Here is a 19,770-nt window from a genome sequence, read left to right as displayed (position 1 = left end):
AGTTTAAGATGCTAAAGAAATTTATAGAAAGACCGGTGTTATCTACGGTCGTTTCCATCATAATCGTGGTGCTGGGAGTTCTGGGTATTACAACCCTTCCGGTAACCCAATATCCTGATATTGCACCCCCAACAGTACAGGTTTCAGCTAATTTCCCTGGAGCCAACGCTCAGACTGTACTTGAAAGCGTGATAATTCCTATCGAAGAACAAATTAATGGGGTTGAGGGAATGGATTATATAACCTCAACGGCCAGTAACAATGGTAGTGCTAGTATACAGGTATTTTTTGACCAGGGAATAGACCCTGATATAGCGGCTGTAAACGTTCAGAACCGTGTGGCCAGGGCAACACCTTTGTTACCGCAAGAGGTTACTCAATCTGGGGTAACTACACAAAAAGAACAAACGAGTGCCCTGATGTTTTTTACCGTTCTTTCTGACAATGAAGAATATGATGCAACTTTTATTCAGAATTACCTGAATATTAACGTGATTCCAGAATTGCAGCGTATAAACGGGGTGGGAAATGTAAATGTTTTTGGTGCCAAGAAATATGCCATGCGAATCTGGCTCCAACCTGAAAAATTGGCCGCTTATGATTTGATCCCCTCTGATGTAATCGGAGCAATTAATGAACAAAGTCAGGAAGCCGCGGCTGGTTCCCTGGGTCGGAATAATGCCCAGGCTTTTGAATATATTCTACGTTATAGTGGGAGATATCAAACCGAAGATCAATACAGAAATATTATTATTAAAGCCCTGGATAATGGGCAGTATTTGAGGCTGGATGATGTTGCCCAGGTGGAATTAGATGCCGAGGGTTACAATGTAATTAGTTACACCAACGGAAAGCCGGGGGTGAATATGGCAGTTTATCAGACTCCGGGTTCTAACGCCCAGGAAATTATTCAGGAAATACATCAGAAACTAGATGAGATGGAAGAAGATTTTCCTACTGGTCTTTCCGTATATGTAAATTTTGATACTAACGAATTTTTAACCGCTTCTATTGATAAGGTAGTAGTAACACTTATAGAGGCTTTCGTACTGGTTTTTATCGTAGTTTTTCTTTTCCTTCAGGATTTCCGATCTACATTAATTCCGGCTATAGCCGTTCCTGTTTCGATTATCGGTACTTTCTTTTTCTTAAACCTCTTTGGATATTCTATAAACCTGCTAACATTATTTGCTCTGGTACTGGCCATTGGTATTGTGGTAGATGATGCCATTGTGGTAGTAGAAGCCGTACATGCGAAGATGGAAGAAGGTGCTAAAGATGCTTTGTCCGGAACAAGAAAAGCCATGGATGAAATTACTGGAGCAATTATTTCTATCACCCTGGTGATGGGAGCGGTTTTTATTCCTGTAACTTTTATTTCCGGACCTACGGGTGTTTTCTATGAACAATTTGGGGTAACCTTAATTGTAGCGATAACAATTTCTGCAGTAAACGCCTTAACTTTAAGTCCAGCGCTTTGTGCCATCTTTTTAAAACCACATAGGGAAGACGAGGAATACAAGAAAAAGAATTTTTTACAAAAATTCTTCAGTGGTTTCAATACTGCTTTTCAGGTAACTACAAACAAATATGTGAAGTCCCTTTCGTTTTTAAATAAACATAAGTGGATCACTGGAGTTATTCTAATCGCGGCTATTTTGGGAATATTCTGGGGTGCTAAAACAACTCCAACCGGATTTGTTCCCGATGAGGATCGTGGAATATTATTCGTGAATGTTGAATTACCTGCCGGGGCATCTTTAGATAGAACTGTAGGTATCACTTCGGAGTTAGAACAAAAGATTCAGAAAATTGATGGAGTCGACGGAGTTTCTTTGGTTAATGGATATAGCTTAATTGGTGGTGCAGGTAGTAACTATGCCCTAGGCTTTGTGAAATTAGATCCTTGGAGTGAACGTACGGAAGAAAATCTTTCTGTAGAGGCAATTCAGGCAAAATTATTCGGGATAGGCGCCTCGTTTGTGGACGCTCAAATGTTGTTCTTTTCCCCACCTAGTATTCCTGGTTTTGGGGTTTCAGGAGGGTTTCAGGCAAAGCTGTTAGATAGATCCGGTGGTAGTTTTGAAGAACTAGATAGACAAACGCAAAACTATATTGCTGCCCTTTCTCAAAGGCCAGAAATTCAATATGCACAAAGTTCTTTTAATACTGATTATCCACAGTATGAGATGGATATCAATATTCCTAAAGCTAAAGAAGCTGGTGTGGATATCTCCAGTATCTTTTCTACGCTACAGGCTTATATAGGGAGTGTTTATGCGGCGGATTTTTCGAGATTTGGTAAGCAGTATCGAGTATATGTACAGGCGCTGCCTGAAGACCGTTCTAGTAAAGAGGATTTGAACTCCCTTTTTGTCAGAAATGGTCAGGGTGAAATGGCACCTTTAAGCGAATTTGTAAGTTTAAAACGAGTTTATGGACCGCAATCTGTAACAAGATTCAACCTTTTTAACTCGACCACGGTAAATGGAGCTCCAGCCCCAGGATATTCATCCGGGGATGCTATTGCAGCCGTTCAGGAGGTAAGCGAACAGACGCTTCCTGATAATTTTAGTATTGATTATGGTGGGCTAACCCGTGAGGAGGTTTCTGCAGGTTCTCAGTCTACTTTTATTCTTTTATTAAGTATCTTGTTTGTATATTTTATCCTTTCTGCTCAATACGAAAGTTATTTAATTCCGTTTGCAGTTTTACTTTCACTTCCGGTTGGAGTAATGGGCTCTTATCTAGTGACTAAATTCGCAGGACTCCAGGCGAATATTTATTTTCAAATAGCCTTAATCATGCTCTTGGGATTACTTGCCAAAAACGCTATTCTTATTGTAGAATTTGCAATGCAACGCCGTAAAGGAGGTTATTCTATAGTGGATGCAGCTCTTGATGGTGCCAGAGTAAGATTAAGACCGATTTTGATGACATCATTTGCCTTTATTATTGGTTTACTGCCACTTGTTTTTGCAGGCGGTATAGGTGCGGCGGGTAACCGTTCGATAGGCACCGGAGCGGTTGGTGGTTTATTAATAGGAACTATTCTGGGAATTTTTATTATCCCAATACTTTATATCATTTTTCAATATTTACAGGAAAAAATAACCGGGGTGCCAGAAGCGGCTAAAACAGAAAACAAATCAATTTCTGAAAAAGAAAAATAATGAGAAAGAACAGTATATATAAATTGTTGCTCGCGGGAATCGTGCCATTTTTACTGATTTCATGCTTTGCAGCTAAAGAATACGAACGTCCAGAAATAAAAGAGTTATCTGAGGGACTTTATAGATCAGATAAATTTCCCCAGGATTCCTTAAATATGGCAACAATTTCATGGACAGAAATTTTTACCGATCCTTTATTGAAGGGACATATTGAAGAAGGCCTGGAGAATAACATAGATATCCGGATCGCCATTCAACAAATGTTGGCAGCTGAGGCTTATGTTAAGCAAGGGAATGCCAGTTATTTTCCCACCCTTAGTGCAGGGCCGTCAGTGAGCCATCAGATCCTTTCTAGAAATAGTCAATTTGGTTCGTTTTTTAATGGAAATATCACTCAATATGATATTACGGGAAACCTTTCATGGGAAGCTGATATTTGGGGCAGAATACGGAGTAATGACCGGGCTTTTACCGCTGCTTATTTACAAAGCGCAGCCGCTCATAAAGCTGTAAAAACCCAGCTTATTGCGACCATTGCCACCAACTATTATCAGCTGCTCAGTCTTGATGAACAACTCAGAATTGCAGAACAAACCCTTGCTACCAGGAAAAGTAGCCTGGAAACCACCGAAGCTTTAAAAACAGCAGGAATCGTTACTGAAGTAGGCGTTCAGCAGACAAAAGCTCAGTTACATACTGCGGAAGCATTAGTGGTGCAGCTCAAAAACCAAATACGTTTATTAGAGAATTCCTTTTCTATCCTACTGGCCGCAGGGCCACAGGAAATAGCACGAACTGAATTATCCAACCAATCTATTGAAGCGCCACTTTACACGGGAGTTCCTGCCCAACTGCTCAGAAACAGGCCGGATGTGATCGCCGCCGAGTATAATCTTATTAATGCTTTTGAACTTACCAATGCTGCCCGGGCAAATTTTTATCCCTCGCTTACCTTAACAGCTGCAGGAGGTTTCCAAAGTTTAGAATTGGATAAATTATTAAATGCAAATTCGCTTTTTGCTACTTTAGGCGCTTCGTTATTGCAGCCTATTCTTAACAAAAGACAAATAAGAACCCAGTATGAAGTTTCCCAAGCGCAACAACAACAAGCCTTGTTGAACTTCAAGCAAACCATTCTAATTGCCGGGAGAGAAGTTTCAGATGCGCTTTCTAACTACCAGGCAAGTACTGAACGTATAGAAATTTTGAAAAATCAGTATGAAGCTTATAATAAAGCATCTGAATACTCAGAAGAATTGCTTAATAATGGATTGGTAAATTACCTTGAGGTTTTAACTGCCAGAGAGAACGCACTTAGCTCTCAGCTGAATTTAATTAATGCGGAGTACAATAAACTAAATTCCACGGTAAACCTTTATAAAGCTTTAGGTGGGGGCTGGCAATAATTTTGTTGGATTTGTTTTGTTAATTGTTGAAGAAGCAGCCCCGTGAATTAAAATTCGGGGCTCTTTTTTGTTGAAAGATCGATTTGTTTTCGACTAAAGCCGGAAATTGAGTAACTTTAAGAAAGAAAAAATTGAAATCATGAAAAGCAATTTCAGTGAAATTATAAAAGATGAAAAGCCGGTTCTAGTTGATTTTCATGCGGATTGGTGTGGTCCTTGTAAAATGCTGGCTCCAATTTTAAAAGACGTAAAAGCCGAATTAGGAGACGGTGTGAAAATTGTTAAAATAGATGTCGATAAAAACCAGGAGTTAGCAGAAAAATACCAGGTACGCGGTGTACCCACAATGATCCTGTTTAAAAACGGGGAACAATTATGGAGGCAGTCCGGAGTATTACAGAAGGCGGAAATTATTCAAATAATTAAATCTAAAGCCTAGCACAACAAACTTAATACTACGGCATAATTATTAAGGATTGAAGTCGGTTCTGCAATTAAACTGTTGGTTTCTAGGTGGGATATCCAGTAACCGCCTAACCAATATCGTTTTTTAACACAATAGTTAAATTAAAAACTAACTTTTAAGATCGCCTCCTACTGGGATGGAGCAGTCATGAAAAGGTTCGCCATGAGGAGGGTTTTTAGCAGGTTTGTCTTGTCTGACCCGAATTGGAGAAGTTGTCATTTCAGGTTGAGTATTGTTAGCTTCTGTTAATGAGGCGCCTACCGGCATATCACATCTATGGCCTGGTTGCCCGTGAGGAGGATTTACATCTGGTGTTTCTTCAGCATTTGCTGAAGTATTGTTCATTTGTGTTGTTGGGTTGGTCTGGTTTTCCGGAGTTTTTTCATCGTCCTTACAAGAAGTGAAAACGGTAATTCCTATAACCGCTATTCCAATAAATAGTTTTTTAAATATGATTTTCATAACAGCATTATTTAAGTAGATAAAGATACTAAAACTTTGAGAATTACTGTGTAAGCATTTCTAATTGATCTTTTGTTACCTCTATAAGTTTTGCGTCGGGCAAGCGTTTCAGCATGGTTCTCCAGTTTTTATCTTCATCAAAAATCCTGTCAAAAATTAATTTTGCTTCCTCTAAACGATCACTATTGACAAGGGCCACCGCTTTCCAGAATTTCATTTCCAAGTTATTAGGGAACATACTCTCGGCAGTACTGTATTGCTTTAAAGCCTTTTCAACATTCCCTTCCTCCATAGCCAGATCTCCACGGTTCATGTATTCGTAAGCCCTTGCGGTTTTTAACAACCGACTTAATTCTTCCACGGGATTTTCGTGATCGTCAACTCGAAGGTTTATTTTTTTGTCTTTCCAGATTTCTTCAACTTTTTCTGGCCCAACAACAATTAATGCGGCTGATTGCTTTCCTCGAATATCACCACCTGCATCCTGGGCAGCTTTTAGAACGGCCACAACTCTTTCAGCTAAAGGAAGATTTATGTTTTCGGTAAATGCCTTCGCCATTGCCGGTACAACATTTTCATTCAACATCATATTGGCCTGGACCGAAAAATTATCGCCGTTAAGATGACTGGCTTCAGCTACACATTTTGATCCTGTATACGCGGCATTTTCTCCGGATTTCCCCAAAATGGCAAGTTGTCTAAAATCCCGAGCTTCGTCATTATTGACAAGGGTTTCCACAGCTTCTTCCGGGGTGTAGCCTTCATCTAATAGTCTAAGGCCTTCGGGGCCATAAGCCGGATTTACAAATGACTGGGTGGCAACCACGCCTACGCCGGATTTTCCCCAGGCTACCAGAGGCCCAACCGAAAACCAATGGCTTTGCACGGCAACGGCCATTTCACCGGTATTGGCATCTCGCGCAACAATGGAATAGGTATGCGCAAAAGCATCTCCGCTGATTTCTGAATTTTGAGCCTTGATATTGATTGTGGAAATTAATATCAAAACGGTAAAAAGTAAGAATTGTCTCATAATTCTGGTTTCTTTTTAAAAGTGAAAGTTAGCGAATCTTTAACTAAATATGTTGAAAATATTGAGAGGATAAAGGGGAATTGGTTTTTGACACTCCCACTGCTAAAGCAGGTGGGATTCTTGGGCTACCCGACCACTGTCGCTGTATATCTCCCAAGCTGATGGTGTATGTCCTACACCCTTATTTCTTATATTTATTGCTGCATTTAAATCTCTTTTAAGAGTATGGCCATTAATGCAAGTCCATGACCTGTCTTTCAACTGAAGCTCTTTATTACGCCAGCCACAGACTGAGCAATCCTGGCTGGTGTGATTAGCAGCGACTTTAATTAATTCCCTGCCATACCATTTAGATTTATATTCCAGCATCTGAATGAACTGATACCATCCAGCATCTGCTATAGATTTAGCTAATTTATGATTTTTGACCATATTTTTAATTTGCAGATTCTCAGTTATTATCGTTTGGTTCTCACGGATTAACTGAGTGCTTAATTTATGGTGGAAATCTTTTCTGGCATTCTTAACTTTTTGATGTGCTCTTGCTAATTTTTGAACTGCTTTCTTTCTATTATTGCTTCCTTTTTTCTTTCTACTTACGGCTCTTTGAGCCTTCCTTAGCCTGTACTGCCGATGATATAGGTGCTTAGGATTATCCACTACCACCCCATCAGAGGTCACTAAAAACGATTTAATCCCTACATCAAGTCCTAACGTATTTTCAACTGAAGATAATGGAATAATAGCTGCTTCACAGCAAATAGCTATATACCATCCAACAGCTTCTTTAATTATACTTGCCGTTTTTATGATACCTTCTACTGGTTGGCTCTTTCTATAGTTAACCTTACCAATTTTAGGTAATTGAATGGAATTAATACCTTGATGTATTTTAATGCCTTGCTTAAAAGTGAATGACCTGTATTGGTTACGCTTTGCAAACTTTGGAAAGCCTTTGCCCTGCTTAAAGAAACCTTCATAGGTTTTAAACAATCTGTCGGTTACTTCCTGCAAAGTCTGAGAATGAACGCATCCTATCCACGCTATTTCTTTTGCAATAGCTGATAGTTCTTTTTGGATATCGTTTTTATTGATTGATGTTCTATGGCTGGTATAGAGTTGCTTCTTATAATCAAGGCATAAATTATAGACATATCTACATGAGCCTAGCCACTGAGCAAAGGTTTGTTCTTGGGCTTTGGTAGGATTAAGTTTAAAATGATATGTCTTAATTTGCTTCATTGATTCTTTTGGTTTTCTATATATTTTTTAACGGTTTCTTCCGAAAGGTGACCCATTGATTCCATATAATAAGAACGAGTCCATAAGGTCGGTAGCTTGCTTTTCAATTCAGCAAATTCATTTCTTAGGTGGAAAGAGGTATAACCTTTAAGCTGACCTACTATGAAGTGTGGCGCATCTGTAGGTTGTGCCTTCACAAACAGAGGAACATGGGTCAGGCATTATTTCCATTTTTTCAATAACCAGACCCAATTCATCAGCTTTCTCTAATAGCAGTTTCTTCAATTTGCTTTCTATATCACCAATCAGTACTTTCCTTCTGTATTTATATCAAATGATATCCTAAATTATAGACGGAGGTAGATGATGTCTTCCAACGTTTAGGCTTAGCCTCCTTCATTTTATAAAAATAATAAATAATTATATTAATGTCATTTGTTTTTATTTTTTCACCACATGGAATGGTTCAAAATAAAGCCGAATTCATCCCTTGGCTAAAGCCCGAGGGTGAGGGCTTTCTTCGGCAAAATATCGTAAATAATTTGGTAATTAGGCTTATACCAGTATTCAAAATAATTTAATTTTTTTATTCTTTTACCTGTTGGACAGAAATATATTCAGGCCCACCGTCCACGGGGTATCCCTCTATTTTTGAACCTAAAATTGTGACTTTTCTTCCAACAAATTGATCGAGATCTAGGTTTTCGCTTTTTAAGGCGTAAAATTCATTGGAAGTCTTTAATGTATGCGTACCATATTGATAGGAAGTAATTCCCTGGCTTGTCAGGGTTCCTGTAAGTTTCATTTGTGTTTCTGAGGTTTTTCTATTACAATTGGTGTTCAAAAAAAGAAGTCCTGAAACCAGGGCTAGGAAAATAACTTTCATAAGAATGATTTTAATATAGCAATTGAAATAAAGTTAATGAAAGCATAGGAACCTGCAGAAGTTTTAAGTTTTAATATGATGAATTTCTGAAAACATTATTATTTTTGTCCAGCAATTAAGGCCTCGTAGTTCAACGGATAGAATAGAAGTTTCCTAAACTTTAGATCCAAGTTCGATTCTTGGCGAGGTCACTTTTGACACTTTAAATATAATCAATTTATTGATATTCAGTGTTTTTAGTGTGTTTTGATATTAGATGATGTCTATTAATATGGATGTAAAAGTTCACAGATCGTCAACATTTTTTCAGTAAAAAAATCTTATCTTAATATCCTGAAAGTTTACTCATAATAGTGGTTTGACTTCGCAAAATTGTTTAACTTAAAACCACAAATTATGAGAACTCAGTCAACATTTTCCGTCCTATTTTGGATTTATTCCAAACGAGCCAAAGGGAATCAAACCGCTATTTACGCCAGAATCTCTATTAACGGTAGAAAATTAAACATCAGCCTGAAAAGAAAGGTTGATCTATGGGATTCAAAAGCTTACGGGCCAGCGTTCATAAGCTAAAGAGCTCAACCAATTTCTAGAACAGGAGCACTCCAAATTATTTCAATGTTATCAAGATTTGAGAATGGAAGGGGGGCGTTCTTTCTGGTGAAAATATCAAGTCTCGTTATTTTGGGGATAGGGAGCATCTTTTTTCATTAGAAGATATATTTGAATATCACAATAATAACATGTTTTCTAAACTGAAGCAGGAAGTTCAGCAAAGTATGAGCAGGAAAGGGAACTGCTGGGATAATTCCGTGGCAGAGAGCTTCTTTAAAAGCATAAAGGTAGAACTTATATACAGAACCCGATATGAGCGAAAAGAACAGGCAGCTCTAGCGGAGTTTGAATGGATAGAAACATGGTACAACCGAAATAGAAGACACTCAGCTTTGGGTAAAATGTAGCTTAACTTTATGTCCCGTTTTTTATTGCAAGTCCAAGTTATTCCAATTCTATAGGATTGTTTTTACTGTTTTCCTTTTTCGTAAAAATTCGTTTGTATTCTTTATGTATTTCAGGATCCATGTTTGCTGCCTGCCCGGCATAAGTCATAGGATTACTGCGATAACGTTTCCATAAGGCAGATAATTCATTCCTTTCGGTTTCAGCATATATCCTTAGGTTCGTTTTATAGGAAATCTTTGGTGTTAATTTTTCCAAACCGATAAATTCAAAATTCCAATGGTTATCTGTATCAGCAATTTCCAAAATAAGTCCGGGTAGTCCATTGAATTTAAAAGGACCTTCAGAAATTGGAATTTCCGAAGTAAACCACGCAATATAATCTCTACCCTTAAAGGAAGTCTTTGCTTTCTGAACTTTGAAATCTTTTATAGACTTGGTTTCCGGTAAAATCACCCAATTAAATTGATCCAATTCTTCAGTATAATAAAACCGATCGTCCATTTTTGGAATTTTGAGGGTATAAAATAGTTTCCCCGTTTTGGCCTGTTTTAAAATCTGGTAATGAAATTCACTAACCGCCTGGCGAGAAGTTGTACCTGTATTTCCTTTAATTTCGTAAGTTTTTGCAAGTGTTACCGCACGGCTGGAAAATTTGGAAAGTTCATCTCCTGTAAACAAGACCATATACTCAGATTTAGATTCTTCCAAAGCGGTAGAATCTTGTGCGTATGTTAACTTATAAGTTACTTTGTATTCAAATTTATCTTTTAATTTCTGGGAAAAACAAGAGATTAAAGTCAGGAAAAATAAAAATGAAAGGAATAATTGTTTCATTACTAATATTTTAAATATTATCTAGAAGGTGAATTTAATTAATCTTTTTTTAAAGAATAAAATAGAATTCAAGCGTAAGGTATGGGATTGCTATAAGTACTTGGATCGAAATTAATATTGATTGTTAAATCATCATAACCTAAGTCGGTACAATAAGTGTTGGGTTCTTCTGGTGGCGGTCAGGGGGATTTAATTTACACATCATTTGTTTAAAAATAGTATTTTTTTGCACCATTTGATTTATTATGATAAATAGATTTACAATTAACAATTTGTAAATTAATCCGTAGAAATTATAAAAACTTTCTGATAAACAGCTAAGCACATTAGCCTAGAACTTCTACAAAAACAATACGATTCTCTCCCAGATGCTGATAGTCCGCAATCGGAATATCGAAAAAACAGAGCCACCCTTATTTTATAATAGACTGTATTTCAGCCTTTTTTCATACATTTATACATCCCCAGGTCATTTTTAATTGCTTAAAGAAAATATGAAAGAGCTGCTGACACTGGTTATCTTTTCCCTGGCTATTTCCTCCGGCTTTTCTCAAAGTGCCCAGGTTAAAAATAGTACCCCGAAAGCTGCACTCGAAATGAGCAACAAATATTTCGAAAAATCCTTATGGTTTAGGAGCACGGATCATTATAATGCGGACAGTTCTCCCTATTACACAGATAAAGCCCTTGAAGTATTGGATGACAAGCAACCTCTTCATCAAACAGCTCTTAAAAGTTTACAATTAAAAAAAATGAGTGTTGGACAAGACCTTTCAAATAATCAGGCTTATGCATTAAGTAAAGCCTACCAGGACAAGGCATTGTGGTTTAAAGAAATGCCCCATTTTAATCGCGATAGTACTGTTTTTTATTTTGATATGGCTGCTCTACTACTTCAAAATGTTCAACCCTTACCATATGAAAGATTGGCTGATTTGTATCTGGATATAACTGATAGAGCGAATAGATCTCATAACTTTAATGTGGTGGATTCGCTGGCACCTATAGGTTGGGCCTATTACGAGAAAATCCCGGAAAACAAGAGGGATAAGGTATTGGGTTATGATTTATTGATCAATTGGGCTTTGATAAAAATTATTAGAGGAGAACCAAAACCCGGACTGGAGCTTTTTGTAAAAGCATTGGATTTGCTTAAAGATGATCCCCGACCTGAAATTCAGCTTAAGATATTGAAAGATAAGGGAAGGTTTTATTATCAGTATGGTTTGCCAGAAGAAGAGGAAATAGGAATTCAATATTTAAAGGAGAGTATGATTGGCTATCAAAAATCAGCTTACCGGGAAAAGAATGAGTCCCTTGCAATGGCCTACAAGCTATTATCTTATCATTTTGGAGATTCAAATTCCGATTCGACTGAGTATTATATGAATAAATTTAAGGAGCTCTTGCCTCAACTCACAAATCCCTTTCACCATACCTGGTACTACTACTCAATGGGTAGCAATCTAATTAAAAAGGAAAAATCTGAAGAAGCAAAATCCTACCTGATAAAAACCATAAAACTATTAGAGGAATATGACCTTACTACTATTGATACTTATCAATTTGCACATTCCCGCATAGGGGACATTGTCAAAGCAGAAGGAAGGTACGATGAAGCTATCGCCTATTATGAAAAAGCCAGGAATTCATCAATTGCAATTAATACCAAAGCAAATACGGCATATTTTATCAAGAAATTATTCAGTGTTTATGAGCTCATGGGAAATTACAAAAAAGCTCTTGAGTATTATATTGAATGGTCTGAGGCTAACAATATTATCGAAGTAGAAAGAAACGAAAGAAGCCTTCGTGAAAGTGAATTACAAGTGGATGTGCTCAAACGAGATAAAGAGCTTGCTGCTAATCGGGAACAACAAACCATTTATATTGTTACCCTAATTATTGGTGCTTTATTACTCGGATTACTCTATCGTAATTATAGGCTTAAACAAAAGAGAAATCATAAACTAAAGATATTAAATGAGGAGTTAGCTCATAAAAATATATTGCTTGATAAGCACAATGCTGAAAACGAACTGCTTCTTAAAGAAATCCACCATCGTGTCAAGAACAATCTGGAGTTGGTCAAAAGTTTGATCTCGCTGCAATCTGCACAAATGGAAGACTCTGCCTCAAAAGACGCTATGATGGCCAGTCAAAACAGGGTCCAATCCATGGGCATCATCCATCAAAAATTATATCAGGGTGGAAATTTAGGAAGTATAGAGATGAAGGATTATTTCCTGAATTTAGGCGAAGGCATACTGGATACTTTCAATGCAGAAGATAAAGTTAAAATTGAATGTGCCATGGACACCCTGGAACTGGATGTAGACACGGCGGTACCCATTGGATTAATTGTCAACGAACTGCTTACAAACGCCTTAAAATATGCATTTCCTGAAAACAGAAATGGAACCATTCAAATAAGTTTATCACAGGCAAGCCCTGAAACCTTATCGTTAAAGGTAACCGACAACGGTGTAGGCAAAGATGCGGGTGCTGCAACCAAAGGGACCGGTTTTGGCTCTCAGTTGATTCAGTTATTGACGCAACAACTCAACGGCACGATGACCGAAAACAGTGAACACGGCACTATGGTAAGCTTTAACTTTAAAATTAATACCGCAGCCTGATGGAACATCCCTTTAAAACACTTATTGTGGAATATGAAATGATAATCGTTGCCGATCAAGGTAAATTACAACAGTAAATAATTAGTTACTAAAATGGGATATGATTTTCAAAATCCCATTTTTAATTTTAAAAAATACTCAATTACTCTTTCAACTCTATACAATTAGTTTCAAAGAACTTCCTTTCCAATCTTAAGAATTGGATTCATTTTTTCAATATTAAAGAGGTTCAAATTAAGAGAGCTTTAGTTATTTAAGCATCTCGTATAGTTTTTCAGAAGCTTTCTCGGAGGATGCAGGATTTTGTCCGGTAATTAAATTTCCATCTTCAAGCACATAAACTTCCCAGTCGCCAGACTTAGAATAAATGCCTCCATTTTCTTTCAGCATATCTTCAACTAAAAAGGGAACAACTTCGGTTAACTGCACCGCTTCTTCTTCAGTATTGGTGAAGCCGGTTACTTTTTTTCCTTTCACTAAGGGTTCCCCATTTTCATTTTTTACATTTTTAAGAGCTGCAGGGGCATGGCATACCAAACCTATTGGTTTTTTCTGCTTATTAAATGCCTCTATCAAAGCTATAGAAGTTTTATCCTCTGCGAGATCCCAGAGCGGGCCGTGACCTCCGGGGTAGAATACGGCGTCAAATTCTTCCGACTTAATTCCATCTAACTTTAAGGTGTTTTCTATCACTTTTTGAGTTTCAGCATCTTTATAGTAGCGCTTTGTATCCTTGGTTTGTGCATCTTCACTTTCGCTGTTCGGATCAATAGGTGCTTTACCTCCTTTGGGTGTAGCTACCGTAACATCAACTCCTTTATCCACCAGGTTGTAATAAGGTGCTGCGAATTCTTCGATCCAAAATCCTGTTTTTTCTCCTGTATCTCCCAACTTATCGTGAGAGGTTAATACAAATAGTACTTTCATATCTTTCTTTTTTTAATTATAGAATTTCTTAATCACGGACTGCTTTTTCAATAGGAGTTTCGCCATCAAGAATTTCAAAAACCCGATTTTGTTTTACATCATTGTCCAGAACTTCAACAAGAGTACGAGCCACATTTGCCCTGGAAATACTTTCTTGTTTATCTAATTTTTCCTTTAGTTGAATTTTCCCCGAACCATCTTCATCTGTAAGCGCACCAGGTCTAACAATAGTAAAATCTAATCCGCTATTTCGTAGATAATTATCAGCATTTCCTTTTGCTCTTAGATAATCTCCAAGCTCTTCACTCATTCCGGGATTGTCGGCACCCATTGAGCTAAGCATAACAAACTTCTCAACTCCTGCATTCCTGGCCGCATCAGTGAATCTTTTTGCTCCTTCCTGATCTACTTCAACCACTTTTTTTCCACCGGAACCGGCCGCAAAAATTACTTTATCAGCGCCTTTCACAGCCTGGTTTAAATCTTCTTCTAAATCGGCAAGGACAGTGGTTACATTTTCTTTTTCAAAATGCTGTTTTTGCTCTGGTTTTCTTACCATAGCAATGGGTTGATATTTTTCAGATTTCTTTAATAAATCGATAATGATTCTTCCCGTGCTGCCGTTTGCACCGGCAACTAATACATTCTTCTTTTTACTCATAATCATTTTCTTTTTTTAGTTATAATATATAATCTATTGACCAGCTCTAAGAAGGTTTAGGATAAGCTTATGATTACTTTTCCTTGTGCTCTTCTGCTCGCCAGGTACTCGTAAGCATCAACTCCGTCTTCGAAATCATAAATAAGGTCTACGATTGGTTTGATATCCCCGTCTTCTACCATTTTTTTGATCTCCTTCAACTGCGCTGCATTAGGCTGCATCCAGGTGTGTTTATAGGCTACCGATTTTTCTTCAATAAGATTAGATAATTGTTCGGGTAATTTATAACCTTTGATCCCCATTACTTTGGCTGATTCTTCATCGGGCGGACCTGCGATTGAGGTTACTGTTCCACCTTCTTTAATAATTTCAAAAGAATCAAACGTATAGTCATCTCCCAAAGTGTCAAAAACAATATCCAGATTATTGGCAACTTCTTTGTAATCTTCCGTTTTATAATCTATTACGCGGTCGGCTCCTAAAGCTTTTACCCAATCTACATTTTTAGTGCTGGTGGTGGTATAAACAATAGCTCCTTTAGCTTTAGCATACTGAATAGCAAAACTGCCTACACCCCCGGATCCGGCGTGAATAAGAATTCTATCGTCTTTTTTCAAACCGGCTTTTTCTAAAGCCTGGATTGCGGTAATTCCTGTTAAAGGTAATCCTGAAGCTTCTGCAAAAGATATATTTTCCGGTTTTTTAGCAACTTTATCATCATTAATGATAACAAACTCTGCCACGGTACCCATTTGTTCATGGGGTACTCTGGAATATATTTCGTCACCGATTTCAAAATCACTAACATCAGCCCCTTTTTCCACAACCACCCCGCTAACGTCAAAACCTATGGTAACGGGTAACTCTAAAGTCAGTAATTCTTTTAGATGCCCCTGAGCCATTTTATAATCGATAGGGTTTAGCGAAGCAGCCTTAACCCCCACTAAAATTTGGTTTGACTTTACCGAAGGTTTATCGATCTCATTGATCGATAAACTATCCTTAATTTTTCCGTATTTTACTATTTGTAGTGCTTTCATATCTATTGCATATTTTAATTTAAAAATTTACTTATCAGTAAGTTACTATATATTATCATCCTTTTGCCTGTCAGAAAGAATATCAGACCATTTATTCAATGTATCCTTTAAAAGCATTATTTCTGTCAGGGTTACATCTTCCGTAAGTAAAGTATTAAGAAGCTTCTTTGGAATTGGGAGCGCAGTGTTTCTTAGTGCCTTTCCTTTTTCCGTAAGTTGGATAAATACACTTCTCTCATCTTTTTCAGAGCGGGTACGCTGCAGTAAATCCATTTTCTCCATACGTTTAATAAGCGGAGACAAAGTATTGGTGTTTAATAATAATTTTTCACCAATTTGATTAACCGATAAGTTATCATTTTCCCATAGCACCAGTAAAACCAGGTACTGAGGATAAGTTAAACCCATCTCTTCCAGGAATGGTTTATAGGCTTTCGTAATTAGCCTGGAAACCGAATAAATGGGAAAACAAACCTGATTGTTCAGTTTTAATTGATCGTCCATAATATTTATTTTTTTGAATTTCTCCAGGCTTTCCAAGCACCGGAAGACCATAGTGCCCAGGCTATAAGTACTGGTTGAAAGAAAAGCCTTATTAATCTTGCTCTATCTGAATCTAAAGCTCCGAAGGCATCTTTTCCGTCCAAATACTGGGCGACATTACCGGGAAAAACAAGTATAAAGAAAATAGCTAGCGCCCAACCTATTACAACACGTTGCTTTTTCCAAAATAATATAGCCAGACCTAATGCAATTTCAACTATTCCAGACAAAACAACTACTAAATCTTTGCTTAAGGGAACCCAATCTGGAACCTGCGCCTGGAAGTCTACTCTATTAAAAGTTAAGTGACTAAAACCAGCATAAATCATGAATAGCGCCAACAGAATTCTAAAGATGTTTTGTGTTAATGAAGTTTCAACTTCTCTTTTCATTACTTTTATTTTTATCGTGCATAATTATATCGTGCACGATACAAATATATGGAAATATAGAATTAAAATATATTGATTAGCATAGTATTAACTTATTACCAATGATCTAATATAACTTAGGATTAATTTTAGAGATTTTAAAAACAAAAATGAGATATATTGAGTTACACCCGGAAACCCCTGATAGTTAAGTGGCTATTGATCAGATTATCAATTTGAAATTAGGGGGATTACTTAAATGAGGAATAAAGGCTGCTAAACCATTCCCCTAAAGTTTAGATGTTTTATCTAAATAATATAGTTTGCCCATTTTCATAATAAGAAAAAACAAGAAACGGTTCTACTTTATTCATTTGTTTCATTCAGTTTTGAACATTTCATTGTTTAGACCCCTTTTTCACTCTGCAATAGAATTCTTGCACTTTTACATAATAAATATTGGGTTTTTAAAAACTATCAGTAATTCTTCTAAAATTATTATAGTTTTGCAAATGAAATGGGGTGCTTGTCATTTGACAGGCTGAGATGATACCCGGGGTCTTTACTCTAAACCTGATCCGGATAATGCCGGCGTAGGGATTTTCTAAGCAAAGTTTTCATTCCTGTAATGTCATCTGCTTTCCTCATTTCATTGCTAATTGGAAAACAATGAGAGAGGATTTCTTTACCAGCCTTACAGCCTTACAGGCTGTGGGAACTTTTTTTGGTGTAGCTCAGGTATTACTGGCAAGAAAAAATAATATCCATAATTACTTATTCGGTATCACTGCCATCCTCATAAGTTTGTGGGTGCTTTACCAGTCAAGACTATATGCCGATATTATTTTGAATCTTTATTACCTGGTAATGAGTATTTATGGGTGGTTTTATTGGTATGGAAAGCAAGCAGAAAAAACTCCGATTTCTTCTGCAAGTAGATCGGAACATCTCAAAGCAATTGGAATTGTATTGATATGTTTTATGGGTATGAGTTACTGGCTTTTGTTTTATACCAATTCAGATGTTCCGTTTTGGGATGCCGCGGTGAGTGGTTTTGCCTGGGCAGGAATGTGGCTCATGGCTAAAAGGAAACTGGAAAACTGGGTTTTTTTAAACATCAGTAACACCATATCTATTCCATTGCTTATTTACAAAGAATTATACGTATATGCCGGATTAACGATTTTCTTATTTATAGTAGGAACTTCGGGATATTTTAAATGGATTAAAATTTTGAAAAATGAAAGAAGAGTCCAAGCAACAAGCACTTAGAGATTTATGCCTTGATTGCAATATTTTTCCCGAACAAGTTTTAACCTGGATTGCAGATGAAAACCTTTGGAATATATGGGTGCCCAAAAAATATGGTGGATTGGAATTAACCTTAACAGAAGGACTTATAAAACTTAAACAATTAGCCAAAATTGATGGCAGCCTTGGTTGGACAATAACTTTATGTAGTGGTGCCAATTACTTTATTGGGAACCTGGAAACGAAAACCGCGAAAGAAATCTTTCAAAGCTCCAAAACAACAATTATGGGAGGTAGTGGAGGTGTATTTGGAAAGGCTGAAAAACTTGGCGAGCATTATAAAATTTCAGGAACCTGGCGTTATGCCACAGGGGCGTCTTACTTAAGCCATTTCACGCTTAATGCGGAAATTCAAGAAAATGGAAAAACCTTATTAAATGAAGACAGGTCACCAAAAGTGCGTTCGTTCGTATTGCCCCGAAAAGAAGTACAGATCATTGAAGATTGGAATACCATGGGTTTAAAAGCTTCAGCCACCCATTCTTTTGCAGTCGAAAACATTTTGGTTTCCAAAGACTATAGTTTTATTTATAATGAATTTAATCAGCCGCAGGACATATTTAAAGTCCCTTTCGCAGTCTTTGCCGATCTAAGCCTTTGGGTTAATTACTTAGGAATGGCCGAGCACTTTCTGGATCAAGCGAGAGTTATAAAATCTCTGAATACTTCAATAAATTTAGAAGAAAGCCTCAATTTTTACAATAAGAAAATAATTCGATATTCAGAGGATATTGAGGCGAAGATAATAACCCGGGAAAGCATTGATAAGTATTTGATAGAGGAAATCCATAATTCAGCTGTTAATGCAGTGAAAAATATTTCGCAGAATATTATTGAACTTTATCCATTTTTGGGTGTAAATGCAGGTCGATTAAATCATCCTTTAAATCAAATTTTTCGGGATTATTTTACGGCAACACAACATCACATTTTTACCAAATGAAATCTATCGTCTACCCATTTTTAGTTTATAATCACTCGGTTTGAAATTAAGATTTCGAGATCATTTATCCAATTAGTAGTGAAAAATGATTATCATGGGAAAGGCGGTAATTATTTTAACCCACCTACTAAAAATTTATGATGAAGTACAAAATAAACATAGAGAAAGTCCAAACTGTTGATGAAATCAGAGAATACTGGACTAGTGAAGATTACATTCAATTGCTGGAAATATTTAATTATCCTGATGCGGAAGATTCTGAAAAAGAAAATTTAAGGGAGTTGTTATTTATGGCTATAACGGATTTTGAACCTTCTGAAGCTGCACAGTTAGTTATGAAATACACCTTAGACGGGCAATTAACCGAAGGACAAATTCACCAGATCTCCAACGATATGTTGATAGATACGGTTTGTGAAGAATATCCAGAAATGGAATTGCAGGCAAAATTATTCCATGTGAATCAATTACTATTCAAAGCCTACAACGGTAAATTCCCGAGTTCCAGCGCTACTATTATTCATTGTTCTATAACAGCATTTAAGGATGACAATCCTAGCATAACCAAAGAAACTGTGCTCAGGTTATTGAATGATGGTCTTTCCGATAGAAATATCGTTAAAAGATTGTTTGAGGATCAAATGAATGGCAATACCGAATTCCCAGAGGCAGAACATATTATCTGGGATTTACAGAATTTGGAGCATGATCATTTTAAAATAACTACTTCTGGAAATCTCCTAAAAAAAGAAGAGATAATCGATTCAACCTGGGAAAAGGAGATAGAGGATTTCGGTGATGATTCAGGAAAATAATAATTATCAAACTGTGCAAATTCTTGTTGGTTAGGAATTATTATGGATATAAATC

The 19,770-nt window shown here is 36.9% G+C and carries 19 protein-coding genes, 1 tRNA gene, 2 pseudogenes and 1 riboswitch; of the genes and pseudogenes, 10 read left to right on the top strand and 12 right to left on the bottom strand.

The window, feature by feature from the left end; all coding sequences use genetic code 11:
- The first annotated feature begins 8 nt into the window (after positions 1-8).
- The 3 genes from DET49_RS08095 to trxA all read left to right on the top strand — a co-directional run bounded on the left by DET49_RS08095 (position 9) and on the right by trxA (position 5,018).
- A complete protein-coding gene (locus DET49_RS08095; protein ID WP_133547593.1) occupies positions 9-3,173 on the top strand; it encodes an efflux RND transporter permease subunit in 3,165 nt (1,054 codons plus the stop codon).
- Positions 3,173-4,579, top strand: a complete 1,407-nt coding sequence (locus DET49_RS08090) for an efflux transporter outer membrane subunit (RefSeq protein WP_133547592.1) — start codon at positions 3,173-3,175, stop codon at positions 4,577-4,579. Before DET49_RS08095 ends, DET49_RS08090 begins: the two co-directional genes overlap by 1 nt.
- Before the next feature lie 106 nt (positions 4,580-4,685).
- Entirely contained in the window at positions 4,686-5,018 is a 333-nt protein-coding gene (gene trxA, locus DET49_RS08085; RefSeq protein ID WP_262707979.1) for a thioredoxin, read from the top strand.
- Between the two features lie 135 nt (positions 5,019-5,153).
- On the opposite strand, the gene DET49_RS08080 is transcribed toward trxA, so the two are convergent.
- From DET49_RS08080 to DET49_RS08060, 6 genes and pseudogenes are all read right to left on the bottom strand, one after another.
- Positions 5,154-5,507 carry a hypothetical protein gene (locus tag DET49_RS08080; RefSeq protein ID WP_133547590.1) on the bottom strand — a complete coding sequence of 118 codons (354 nt, stop codon included), beginning with the start codon at positions 5,505-5,507 and terminating at the stop codon, positions 5,154-5,156.
- A 43-nt stretch (positions 5,508-5,550) separates the two neighbouring features.
- The gene (locus DET49_RS08075) at positions 5,551-6,540 is read right to left on the bottom strand and encodes a DUF1028 domain-containing protein (protein ID WP_133547589.1); all 990 of its coding nucleotides are present in this window, start codon (positions 6,538-6,540) and stop codon (positions 5,551-5,553) included.
- 102 nt (positions 6,541-6,642) lie between these two features.
- Entirely contained in the window at positions 6,643-7,782 is a 1,140-nt protein-coding gene (locus DET49_RS08070) for an RNA-guided endonuclease InsQ/TnpB family protein (RefSeq protein ID WP_133547588.1), read from the bottom strand.
- Positions 7,779-7,985 (bottom strand): IS200/IS605 family transposase, encoded by a 207-nt coding sequence (gene tnpA, locus DET49_RS18930; protein WP_410527958.1) that lies wholly within the window; start codon positions 7,983-7,985, stop codon positions 7,779-7,781. Before tnpA ends, DET49_RS08070 begins: the two co-directional genes overlap by 4 nt.
- Positions 7,930-8,097 (bottom strand): annotated as a pseudogene (locus DET49_RS18925) (hypothetical protein); the annotation flags it as partial. The pseudogene DET49_RS18925 and the gene tnpA, both read right to left, overlap by 56 nt.
- A gap of 271 nt (positions 8,098-8,368) precedes the next feature.
- A complete protein-coding gene (locus DET49_RS08060; RefSeq protein WP_133547587.1) occupies positions 8,369-8,668 on the bottom strand; it encodes a hypothetical protein in 300 nt (99 codons plus the stop codon).
- Positions 8,669-8,787: 119 nt separating this feature from the next.
- On the opposite strand from DET49_RS08060, the gene DET49_RS08055 reads away from it, so the two are divergent.
- The 3 genes and pseudogenes from DET49_RS08055 to DET49_RS08050 all read left to right on the top strand — a co-directional run.
- A tRNA-Arg gene (locus tag DET49_RS08055) sits at positions 8,788-8,859 on the top strand.
- Between the two features lie 205 nt (positions 8,860-9,064).
- Positions 9,065-9,241, top strand: a complete 177-nt coding sequence (locus tag DET49_RS18455; protein ID WP_166636559.1) for a hypothetical protein — start codon at positions 9,065-9,067, stop codon at positions 9,239-9,241.
- Positions 9,242-9,435: 194 nt separating this feature from the next.
- Positions 9,436-9,630: pseudogene (locus tag DET49_RS08050) on the top strand (integrase core domain-containing protein); the annotation flags it as partial.
- Positions 9,631-9,667: 37 nt separating this feature from the next.
- Here the strand turns inward: DET49_RS08050 and DET49_RS08045 are convergent.
- Positions 9,668-10,465 (bottom strand): GLPGLI family protein, encoded by a 798-nt coding sequence (locus tag DET49_RS08045; RefSeq protein ID WP_133547586.1) that lies wholly within the window; start codon positions 10,463-10,465, stop codon positions 9,668-9,670.
- Positions 10,466-10,959: 494 nt separating this feature from the next.
- Between DET49_RS08045 and DET49_RS08040 the strand changes: the two genes are divergently transcribed.
- Positions 10,960-13,104, top strand: a complete 2,145-nt coding sequence (locus DET49_RS08040; protein ID WP_133547585.1) for a histidine kinase dimerization/phosphoacceptor domain -containing protein — start codon at positions 10,960-10,962, stop codon at positions 13,102-13,104.
- Positions 13,105-13,353: 249 nt separating this feature from the next.
- On the opposite strand, the gene DET49_RS08035 is transcribed toward DET49_RS08040, so the two are convergent.
- From DET49_RS08035 to DET49_RS08015, 5 genes are read right to left on the bottom strand one after another with little or no spacing between them, the layout of a single operon-like run.
- The gene (locus tag DET49_RS08035; RefSeq protein WP_133547584.1) at positions 13,354-14,031 is read right to left on the bottom strand and encodes a type 1 glutamine amidotransferase domain-containing protein; all 678 of its coding nucleotides are present in this window, start codon (positions 14,029-14,031) and stop codon (positions 13,354-13,356) included.
- A gap of 28 nt (positions 14,032-14,059) precedes the next feature.
- Positions 14,060-14,692: an SDR family oxidoreductase gene (locus tag DET49_RS08030; RefSeq protein WP_133547583.1), complete on the bottom strand. Its 633-nt coding sequence runs from the start codon at positions 14,690-14,692 to the stop codon at positions 14,060-14,062.
- 56 nt (positions 14,693-14,748) lie between these two features.
- The gene (locus DET49_RS08025; RefSeq protein ID WP_133547582.1) at positions 14,749-15,732 is read right to left on the bottom strand and encodes an NADP-dependent oxidoreductase; all 984 of its coding nucleotides are present in this window, start codon (positions 15,730-15,732) and stop codon (positions 14,749-14,751) included.
- 45 nt (positions 15,733-15,777) lie between these two features.
- The gene (locus DET49_RS08020) at positions 15,778-16,236 is read right to left on the bottom strand and encodes a MarR family winged helix-turn-helix transcriptional regulator (RefSeq protein ID WP_133547581.1); all 459 of its coding nucleotides are present in this window, start codon (positions 16,234-16,236) and stop codon (positions 15,778-15,780) included.
- Positions 16,237-16,241: 5 nt separating this feature from the next.
- Positions 16,242-16,667 carry a DoxX family membrane protein gene (locus DET49_RS08015; RefSeq protein ID WP_133547580.1) on the bottom strand — a complete coding sequence of 142 codons (426 nt, stop codon included), beginning with the start codon at positions 16,665-16,667 and terminating at the stop codon, positions 16,242-16,244.
- 487 nt (positions 16,668-17,154) lie between these two features.
- Positions 17,155-17,263, top strand: a riboswitch (TPP riboswitch).
- A gap of 52 nt (positions 17,264-17,315) precedes the next feature.
- Between DET49_RS08015 and pnuC the strand changes: the two genes are divergently transcribed.
- From pnuC to DET49_RS08000, 3 genes are all read left to right on the top strand, one after another.
- On the top strand, positions 17,316-17,918 hold the full coding sequence (gene pnuC, locus DET49_RS08010; RefSeq protein WP_133547579.1) for a nicotinamide riboside transporter PnuC: 603 nt from the start codon (positions 17,316-17,318) through the stop codon (positions 17,916-17,918).
- Positions 17,887-18,900: an acyl-CoA dehydrogenase family protein gene (locus tag DET49_RS08005; protein ID WP_133547578.1), complete on the top strand. Its 1,014-nt coding sequence runs from the start codon at positions 17,887-17,889 to the stop codon at positions 18,898-18,900. Before pnuC ends, DET49_RS08005 begins: the two co-directional genes overlap by 32 nt.
- A gap of 137 nt (positions 18,901-19,037) precedes the next feature.
- On the top strand, positions 19,038-19,715 hold the full coding sequence (locus tag DET49_RS08000; protein WP_243729584.1) for a hypothetical protein: 678 nt from the start codon (positions 19,038-19,040) through the stop codon (positions 19,713-19,715).
- Positions 19,716-19,770 lie beyond the last annotated feature (55 nt).

Source organism: Salegentibacter sp. 24, from assembly GCF_004362395.1.
Classification (GTDB): domain Bacteria; phylum Bacteroidota; class Bacteroidia; order Flavobacteriales; family Flavobacteriaceae; genus Salegentibacter.
This window is presented reverse-complemented; position numbering and strand designations above follow the sequence as displayed.

What these genes read in the sequence shown, in the direction of transcription:
- DET49_RS08095 (WP_133547593.1), top strand. Translation starts at nt 9, where the DNA reads ATGCTAAAGAAATTTATAGAAAGACCGGTGTTATCTACGGTCGTTTCC.
- DET49_RS08090 (WP_133547592.1), top strand. Translation starts at nt 3,173, where the DNA reads ATGAGAAAGAACAGTATATATAAATTGTTGCTCGCGGGAATCGTGCCA.
- DET49_RS08080 (WP_133547590.1), bottom strand. Translation starts at nt 5,507, where the DNA reads ATGAAAATCATATTTAAAAAACTATTTATTGGAATAGCGGTTATAGGA.
- DET49_RS08075 (WP_133547589.1), bottom strand. Translation starts at nt 6,540, where the DNA reads ATGAGACAATTCTTACTTTTTACCGTTTTGATATTAATTTCCACAATC.
- DET49_RS08070 (WP_133547588.1), bottom strand. Translation starts at nt 7,782, where the DNA reads ATGAAGCAAATTAAGACATATCATTTTAAACTTAATCCTACCAAAGCC.
- DET49_RS08060 (WP_133547587.1), bottom strand. Translation starts at nt 8,668, where the DNA reads ATGAAAGTTATTTTCCTAGCCCTGGTTTCAGGACTTCTTTTTTTGAAC.
- DET49_RS18455 (WP_166636559.1), top strand. Translation starts at nt 9,065, where the DNA reads ATGAGAACTCAGTCAACATTTTCCGTCCTATTTTGGATTTATTCCAAA.
- DET49_RS08045 (WP_133547586.1), bottom strand. Translation starts at nt 10,465, where the DNA reads ATGAAACAATTATTCCTTTCATTTTTATTTTTCCTGACTTTAATCTCT.
- DET49_RS08040 (WP_133547585.1), top strand. Translation starts at nt 10,960, where the DNA reads ATGAAAGAGCTGCTGACACTGGTTATCTTTTCCCTGGCTATTTCCTCC.
- DET49_RS08035 (WP_133547584.1), bottom strand. Translation starts at nt 14,031, where the DNA reads ATGAAAGTACTATTTGTATTAACCTCTCACGATAAGTTGGGAGATACA.
- DET49_RS08030 (WP_133547583.1), bottom strand. Translation starts at nt 14,692, where the DNA reads ATGAGTAAAAAGAAGAATGTATTAGTTGCCGGTGCAAACGGCAGCACG.
- DET49_RS08025 (WP_133547582.1), bottom strand. Translation starts at nt 15,732, where the DNA reads ATGAAAGCACTACAAATAGTAAAATACGGAAAAATTAAGGATAGTTTA.
- DET49_RS08020 (WP_133547581.1), bottom strand. Translation starts at nt 16,236, where the DNA reads ATGGACGATCAATTAAAACTGAACAATCAGGTTTGTTTTCCCATTTAT.
- DET49_RS08015 (WP_133547580.1), bottom strand. Translation starts at nt 16,667, where the DNA reads ATGAAAAGAGAAGTTGAAACTTCATTAACACAAAACATCTTTAGAATT.
- pnuC (WP_133547579.1), top strand. Translation starts at nt 17,316, where the DNA reads ATGAGAGAGGATTTCTTTACCAGCCTTACAGCCTTACAGGCTGTGGGA.
- DET49_RS08005 (WP_133547578.1), top strand. Translation starts at nt 17,887, where the DNA reads ATGAAAGAAGAGTCCAAGCAACAAGCACTTAGAGATTTATGCCTTGAT.
- DET49_RS08000 (WP_243729584.1), top strand. Translation starts at nt 19,038, where the DNA reads ATGATGAAGTACAAAATAAACATAGAGAAAGTCCAAACTGTTGATGAA.